The organism is Streptomyces durocortorensis, assembly GCF_016901035.1.
GTDB classification, from domain to species: Bacteria; Actinomycetota; Actinomycetes; order Streptomycetales; family Streptomycetaceae; genus Streptomyces; species Streptomyces durocortorensis.
In genome coordinates this window covers 34,900-41,636 of record NZ_JAFEUF010000041.1, presented here as the reverse complement: position 1 = coordinate 41,636, position 6,737 = coordinate 34,900, and the positions used below count along the sequence as shown (strand labels likewise).

The window sequence follows — 6,737 nt, the reverse complement described above, 5'->3', positions numbered from 1 at the left end:
AGGACGGCACGCCCCCCACCTCCCCCGCGAAGCTGACGGGCAGCGCCGACGGCGGCCGGGCCGCCACCCTCACCTGGGGCGCGGCCAAGGACGACGTCGGCGTCACCTCGTACGACATCTACCAGGAGGACTCCCGGATCCACAGCGTGCCGGGCACCGAGACCACGGCGAAGGTGACGGGCCTGCGTCCCGGGACCGTCTACACCTTCACCGTCCGGGCCCGGGACGCCTCCGACAAGTCCTCGCCCGACAGCAACGCGCTCGACCTCACCACCGAGTCCGCACCCGGCGCGCCCGCGAGCACGGCCCCCACCGGCCTGCGGACCGAAGTCGGCAAGGAGGGCGCGGAGTTCACCCTCGACCTGTCCTGGGAGCAGCCCGACACGGGCGGAACCGTCCCCGCCTACGAGCTCTACCTGAACGGCAGGCTGACCACCACCATCGTCTGGGGCGGTACGCCCCCGAAGGGCCGCGCAACCTACCGCCTGAACCTTCCCGACCCGGCGGGCACCCGCTACTCGGTGAAGCTCAGGGCCAAGCTTCCGGACGGCAAGTGGGGCGACTTCTCGGCCCAGCGGACGGTGGTCCTGACGGACTGACGATCCAGGGGGCAGGCGCCAGGTCATCCCCGTGCCGCCCCTGCCGCCGTCCTGTCGTGCCGACTGCCGCGCCGCCTCCGGGCGCCCCGCCCCTGGGCGATGTCCGGCCCACTCTTGCAGCGCCCGTACGCCCTCCGCGAGGCTGCCGTCCATGACCGTTGACGAGGCATGGGACGGCATCGAGGACTGGCTGCACGCCAATGCCCCAGGCAGCCACTTGGGGCTTCCTCCGCCGGCCGCCCCGGGGATGATCCAGGCGGACAGGACACGACCGGCTGCGCCTTTCCGGCCGAGTTGGCGGCCTCGCTGGCCCGGCACGACGGGTTGGGCGAGTTTCTCCTGCCGCCGCTTCACCGGCTCCATGGCACCCGTCTGATCGTGGCGGAGTACCGCGCATACCGGCGCGCGGAGCAGGAGCGGAGCCCGGGGGAGCACACCTGGTGGGACGCGCGCTGGACACCGCTCGCCGACGACGGATGCGGAAACAGCCTCTTTGTCAGCCAGGCGCCCGGGCCTTCCTTCGGCCGGATCGGGGACCACGCCAAGGACGGCGGCGGACCGTTCTCCGAGGATGGGGCGTCGGCGTCGCTCGGGGCGTTCCCTGAGTCGACGGCCCATGGTCTCCATGACGGTCACTGGGGTGAGTACGAGCCGTACGTCGACGACGACGGCTTCCTGGACTGGCGCGAGCCGGACGCGGACATCGTCGTGGCCTGGGACATGCAGGAGATGAACCGGCGCTACGGGTTCGGGTGAGGGTCCTCACGCCTATCTTCCATAACTGGAACCCCAACTGCCTTTTGCATCAATGCAGTTGTGAACCAAACGCACGTGCTGAAGCATCGGTTGCCGGATCGGGGGCAGCAGCGCCCTTCTGCGGAGCTGCCGATGTCGTAGGTGTTCTGGTGCTGCCCCGCGGATGTGTTCGGCCGAAGTAGGGGGAAGCACGTGCGAAGAGCGTCGACGGTGTTCCGCCGTCGCCAAACAGTGAGTGTTCTGGCGCTCGCAGCCCCGTTCCTGATGCTGTCGACCCAGGGTGCGTGGGCCGCGGCCTACACCGACAACATCGTTCCCGTGGGATCCGTGGGTCCGGGCACCCGCGGCTGTACGACGGATCCGGACGGCGGCGACGGCTCCGTCAACTGCCTGACCGACAATGCGACGGTCTACTACTACATCGACAGCGGCGGTGCGTTCGAGCTGGAGACTCCGGACCGCAACGCTGTGAAGGCCGCGATGAGCAACGAGTACGCCCCGACGCAGCTGGTCATCCACTACCACACGAACCCTGTCTTCAGCGGGCGTGGCGAGACCGACATCGTCTACCAGGAGGGCTTCAAGAACCTCAGTGAACAGCCTGGGCGTCACCTGGTGCAATGACGGAAGCGATCCGGACCTCGCCACATCCTCGCTCTCGACTGGGATGAGGCGACGTGTTCGCCGGGTGACGAGCCGGAGCCCGCCCAATGGCGCACGCTGGGCGAAGGGGCTGTCGTTCCCTTCGACGATCAGATCATCGGTCAAGGGGAGATGGAGGGACGGCTCCAGACGCCTGCGCGGGAGAAGGCCGCGTCCGCCGGGCCCGACACCCGGCTGGAGGACGAACTCGCCGGTCGCGGCATCGAGGAACTGTCGACGGCGCTGAAAGCCGCCCGGCCGGGTGTGATGGTCGAACGGTTCGGTCCGCCGTCCGCCGACTGTGCCTGACACGGGGCCGGTGGCGGTCCCGTCGCCGCCGGCCCCGTACCCCGGCAGTTTCCGAGCGGCAGGGCGAACGTTTTGCTCCTCCGCTCCGTCGTAGAAGGAGCGAGGGAGAGGCGGGCGGATGAAGGCGCGACGCATGGGGAAGCCGGCGGGCGGGGAAGCGGCGGCGCTGCTGACAGATGGCGGGACGGCATCCCGGGTACGCGGCATTCTCGCCCTGGGCGGAGTGCCCTGGGACCAGCTCGACGACGGACTCCAGCATGTACGGCTGAAACTCCTGGAAGCCCGTGCCGCCCCCGGGGCGAGGGAGATCCGTGATCCGCAGGCATGGCTGGCGGTGGTCGCGTCGCGGGTCGCGTGCGACTGGCACCGCGGCCGGGCCCGTGACGAGGCACTGCGTGAACGGCTGGTGAGCCGGTGGGCGCGTCGCCCGCCCGAGGTCTCCGAGGAGCACCAGGTGCTGGCCATCGCGGTGGCCGGAGAACTGGACTCCCTGTCCCTTCGCCAGCGGCAGATGGTCTCGCTCCGCTTCTACGCGGATCTTCCGGTGAGCACCATCGCGGAGCTGCTGGAGATCCCCGAAGGAACGGTCAAGAGCCGCCTTCACAGCACGGTGGCCGCGTTGCGCAGACGACTCCAGGAGAAAGAGGTGATCTGAGGTGACACCGGTGACCTCATTCGATGAGGAGCATCTGCGGGGGGCGCTCCACCTGATCGGGGACGAGGCGGGACAGGAAGGTGAGCGGGTCGTGGCTGCGGCGCGCGTACCCCGGTGGCGTCGGCGGCGTACCGCCAGTTGGGTGCTCGCCGGGGCGGCTGTGGCCGGGCTGGTGTTCGGCATCGCCTTCGACGGGGACTCCGCTGGCGGGCCCGCAGGTCCCGCGACCGAGGCGAAGCTCAGCGCCGAGGGGTGGGTCGCCTGTTCGCAGGTGATGGCCGAGGGCGAGGTGGTGTCCGTCGAGGAGGCTCCCGAGGCGGGCCGGGTCCTGCTCACCGTCGCGGTCACCGACTGGTTCAAGCCCGCGACGGGCGAGAAACAGGCCCGGTTCGATGTGGTCGACCCGGCCAAGGACGGGGCGTACCCGCGGTGGAAGCCGGGGGAGCACCTGCTGTTCGTGATCGACCGTGACCCGGCCGCGTATGTCACCTCCTACCGCGGCGACACCATCGCGGAGGTGCGCCGCAGTATCGAGCGGGCGCTCCCCGGGGCGGCCGGCAGGGCATGCACGGACGGTGGACGGGGGGACGTGTGAGCGAGCCCCTGGCCGGTCGGCAGACGTCCATGGGGCCAGGGGGTCAGGCGACAGCCCCGTCCCCGGCGCTGTGCGGTGCCGGGGACGGGGCCGAGCTTCGTTCACGCGGTTCGGATCAGCGCAGCTGCTCGTACGCCGGCAGCGTCAGGAAGTCCGCGTAGTCCTGGTCCAGGGAGACCTGGAGCAGGAGGTCGTGGGCCTGCTGCCACTTGCCGGCGGTGAAGGTCTCCTCGCCGATCTCCTCGCGGATCGCGGCCAGTTCCTCGGCGGCGACCTTGCGGGCCAGGTCCGCGGTGGCGTGCTCGCCGTTCTCGAAGACCACGTCCGCGTTGATCCACTGCCAGATCTGCGAGCGGGAGATCTCGGCGGTGGCCGCGTCCTCCATCAGGTTGAAGATGGCGACCGCGCCCAGACCCCGCAGCCAGGCCTCGATGTAGCGGATGCCGACCGCGACGGCGTTGCGCAGGCCGTCGTACGTGGGGCTCGCGTCGAGCGAGTCGATGGCGATCAGGTCGCCCGGGGCCACCGAGACGTCCTCGCGCAGCCGGTCCTTCTGGTTGGGCTTCTCCCCCAGGACCGCGTCGAAGGAGGCCAGGGCGATCGGGACCAGGTCGGGGTGGGCGACCCAGGAGCCGTCGAAGCCGTCGTTCGCCTCGCGGTCCTTGTCCGCCTTGACCTTCTCGAAGGCCACCTTGTTGACCTCGGCGTCGCGGCGCGAGGGGATGAAGGCCGCCATGCCGCCGATCGCGTGTGCGCCGCGCTTGTGGCAGGTGCGGACCAGGAGTTCGGTGTACGCCCGCATGAACGGGGCGGTCATCGTCACCGCGTTGCGGTCCGGCAGGACGAACTTGGCGCCGCCGTCGCGGAAGTTCTTGACGATGGAGAAGAGGTAGTCCCAGCGGCCCGCGTTCAGCCCGGCGGCGTGGTCGCGCAGCTCGTAGAGGATCTCCTCCATCTCGTACGCGGCGGTGATCGTCTCGATGAGAACGGTCGCGCGGACCGTGCCCTGCGGGATGCCGACGTAGTCCTGGGCGAAGACGAAGATGTCGTTCCAGAGGCGGGCCTCCAGGTGCGACTCCGTCTTCGGCAGGTAGAAGTACGGGCCCTTGCCGAGGTCGATCAGGCGCTGCGCGTTGTGGAAGAAGTAGAGGCCGAAGTCGACCAGCGCGCCGGGCACGGAGACGCCGTCCAGCTGGAGGTGGCGCTCCTGAAGGTGCCAGCCGCGCGGGCGCATGACGACCGTGGCCAGCTCGTCGGCGGACTTCAGCGCGTACGACTTGCCGGACTTCGGGTCGGTGAAGTCGATGCGGCGCTCGTAGGCGTCGGTGAGGTTGAGCTGGCCGAGGACGACGTTCTCCCACGTGGGGGCGGACGCGTCCTCGAAGTCGGCGAGCCAGACCTTCGCGCCCGAGTTCAGGGCGTTGATGGTCATCTTGCGGTCGGTCGGACCGGTGATCTCCACCCGGCGGTCGTTCAGCGCGGCCGGAGCCGGTGCGACCTTCCAGGAGTCGTCCGCGCGGACCGCCGCCGTCTCGGGCAGGAAGTCCAGCGTGGAGGTACGGGCGATCTCGGCGCGGCGCTCACCGCGGCGGGCGAGCAGCTCATTGCGGCGCGGGGTGAACTGCCGGTGCAGCTCGGCCACGAACGCGAGGGCCGCGTCGGTCAGGACCTCTTCCTGCCGGGGCAGGGGCTCGGCATCGACGATGGCCAGCGTGGACGGCGCTGGTGCGGACATGAGCTGTCACTCCTTCAGCGGGCGGCGGCGTCAGGGCCGCCGGGTCGCCTGATACGGCACGGCGTGCCAAGGCTCCGAGATACGGCCGTGGGCGCCGTCTGAGGTTCAGAGGGCTTCTGACCAGTGGATAGTAGTTTCCTCATGGTGGAAGTTCAATGGTTTGTTGATATCGAGATTCTCCGGGTCGACAGAAACGGGCCGCCGGCGGCGCAGCGTGCCAGCGCGGCCACGGACTGTTGACCGGCGGGCGACGGTCATTCCGGAGTGGCTCCGGGATGCCGGGGCGGCCCCGGTCACTCCAGATGCCTGAGGTCCTGCGAGGTGTCGATGTCGTACGCCTCCGCCACATCCGAACACTCCACGAGCGTGATCGCATCGCGGTGCTCCCGCAGATACGCCCGCGCGCCCTGGTCGCCCACCGCCCCCGCCGCGATGTCCCTCCACCGGTCCGCCCCGAACAGCACCGGATGGCCCCGCTCCCCGCCGTAGGAGGCGGCCGCCAGGCTCAGCCGCGAGCGGTACGCGAGACGCACCCGCGCCACCGCCTCCGCTCCGATCCCCGGCTGGTCGACCAGAAGAACGAGCGCCGCATCCGCGTCCGTCGCGCTCAGGGCGGCCAGCCCCAGCCGGAGCGAGGAGCCCATGCCCTCCTCCCAGCCGGGGTTCACCGTCACCGCGCACCCCGTGAGATCCGCCCGGGCCCGCACCTCGTCGGCCGCCGCACCCAGCGCCACGTGCAGCGGGCCGCAGCCGCCGTTGCGCAGGGAGCGCAGCGCGTGCTCGACCAGCGGGCGGCCCCGGTGCTCCAGCAGCGCCTTCGGGCGGCCGCCGAGCCGACGGCCCCCTCCGGCGGCCAGCAGCACCCCCGCGACCTTGGGGTTCTCCGCCCCGTGCGGCCTGTCCTTCGCCATGTCCTCAACCATGAGGTCTGGATACCACTCGGGCCTTCGCACACGCGACACGCATGTCACCCTCAGGGGTAACCCTGATTTCTTTCCGTGGGCTGGCGCGCACTGCCTGTTATGGCGTTAACTTGCGGGCGAACCCGGGGACTTGGCCACCACCCGGATTCGGGGGTCACACCGGCACAAGGACGTGCGAGGGGGAGTGCTGTGTTGCGAAGCGTGGGGCAGAAGCGGCTGACCGGCAGCGGCGAGGACCCGAGGGTGGCCGAGCTGCGGATGGCCGTATCCCGGCTGCGCCGGGAGCTGGCCGCTCTCCGGATCGACTTCCCCGACCGGCCGATCGCCGAGGACGAGCTGGCGGCCCTGGACGCCATGGCCGTCAGCGGGGTGCCGGAGATTCCCCGGATGCGCCGCTCCCTGCTGCTGATCGCGGGGGCGATCGGCTCGGTGAGCGCGGTGGCCGCCGCCCTGCGCGAGGTGCGCAACGCGGTCGACCTCTTCGGCGAGCCCCCGCGCGGGTGAACGCCCCCGCGGAGCCTCC

Annotated in this window: 9 protein-coding genes; 7 read left to right on the top strand and 2 right to left on the bottom strand. The window is 70.6% G+C overall.

What is annotated here, in order from left to right:
- From JS521_RS11395 to JS521_RS11370, 6 genes are all read left to right on the top strand, one after another.
- Positions 1-599, top strand: a 599-nt coding sequence (locus JS521_RS11395; RefSeq protein ID WP_205082612.1) for a fibronectin type III domain-containing protein, incomplete at its 5' end; no start/stop codon positions are given.
- Between the two features lie 378 nt (positions 600-977).
- On the top strand, positions 978-1,355 hold the full coding sequence (locus JS521_RS36590; RefSeq protein ID WP_239487109.1) for an SMI1/KNR4 family protein: 378 nt from the start codon (positions 978-980) through the stop codon (positions 1,353-1,355).
- A 264-nt stretch (positions 1,356-1,619) separates the two neighbouring features.
- On the top strand, positions 1,620-1,979 hold the full coding sequence (locus tag JS521_RS11385; RefSeq protein ID WP_205082611.1) for a hypothetical protein: 360 nt from the start codon (positions 1,620-1,622) through the stop codon (positions 1,977-1,979).
- A gap of 150 nt (positions 1,980-2,129) precedes the next feature.
- Positions 2,130-2,306, top strand: coding sequence for a hypothetical protein (locus JS521_RS11380; RefSeq protein WP_205082610.1), 177 nt, complete (start codon positions 2,130-2,132; stop codon positions 2,304-2,306).
- Between the two features lie 133 nt (positions 2,307-2,439).
- The gene (locus JS521_RS11375; protein ID WP_239487108.1) at positions 2,440-2,961 is read left to right on the top strand and encodes an RNA polymerase sigma factor; all 522 of its coding nucleotides are present in this window, start codon (positions 2,440-2,442) and stop codon (positions 2,959-2,961) included.
- 10 nt (positions 2,962-2,971) lie between these two features.
- On the top strand, positions 2,972-3,556 hold the full coding sequence (locus tag JS521_RS11370; RefSeq protein ID WP_205082608.1) for a hypothetical protein: 585 nt from the start codon (positions 2,972-2,974) through the stop codon (positions 3,554-3,556).
- A gap of 115 nt (positions 3,557-3,671) precedes the next feature.
- On the opposite strand, the gene aceB is transcribed toward JS521_RS11370, so the two are convergent.
- Positions 3,672-5,291 (bottom strand): malate synthase A, encoded by a 1,620-nt coding sequence (gene aceB / locus JS521_RS11365; RefSeq protein WP_205082607.1) that lies wholly within the window; start codon positions 5,289-5,291, stop codon positions 3,672-3,674.
- 293 nt (positions 5,292-5,584) lie between these two features.
- Positions 5,585-6,214, bottom strand: a complete 630-nt coding sequence (locus tag JS521_RS11360; RefSeq protein ID WP_205082606.1) for a nucleotidyltransferase family protein — start codon at positions 6,212-6,214, stop codon at positions 5,585-5,587.
- Positions 6,215-6,415: 201 nt separating this feature from the next.
- Between JS521_RS11360 and JS521_RS11355 the strand changes: the two genes are divergently transcribed.
- The gene (locus tag JS521_RS11355; RefSeq protein ID WP_205082615.1) at positions 6,416-6,718 is read left to right on the top strand and encodes a DUF5955 family protein; all 303 of its coding nucleotides are present in this window, start codon (positions 6,416-6,418) and stop codon (positions 6,716-6,718) included.
- The last annotated feature ends 19 nt before the right edge of the window (positions 6,719-6,737 follow it).

Excerpts from the sequence above, each read along its gene's own strand:
- JS521_RS11385 (WP_205082611.1), top strand. The coding sequence starts at position 1,620 with ATGCTGTCGACCCAGGGTGCGTGGGCCGCGGCCTACACCGACAACATC.
- JS521_RS11380 (WP_205082610.1), top strand. The coding sequence starts at position 2,130 with ATGGAGGGACGGCTCCAGACGCCTGCGCGGGAGAAGGCCGCGTCCGCC.
- JS521_RS11375 (WP_239487108.1), top strand. The coding sequence starts at position 2,440 with ATGGGGAAGCCGGCGGGCGGGGAAGCGGCGGCGCTGCTGACAGATGGC.
- aceB (WP_205082607.1), bottom strand. The coding sequence starts at position 5,291 with ATGTCCGCACCAGCGCCGTCCACGCTGGCCATCGTCGATGCCGAGCCC.
- JS521_RS11360 (WP_205082606.1), bottom strand. The coding sequence starts at position 6,214 with ATGGTTGAGGACATGGCGAAGGACAGGCCGCACGGGGCGGAGAACCCC.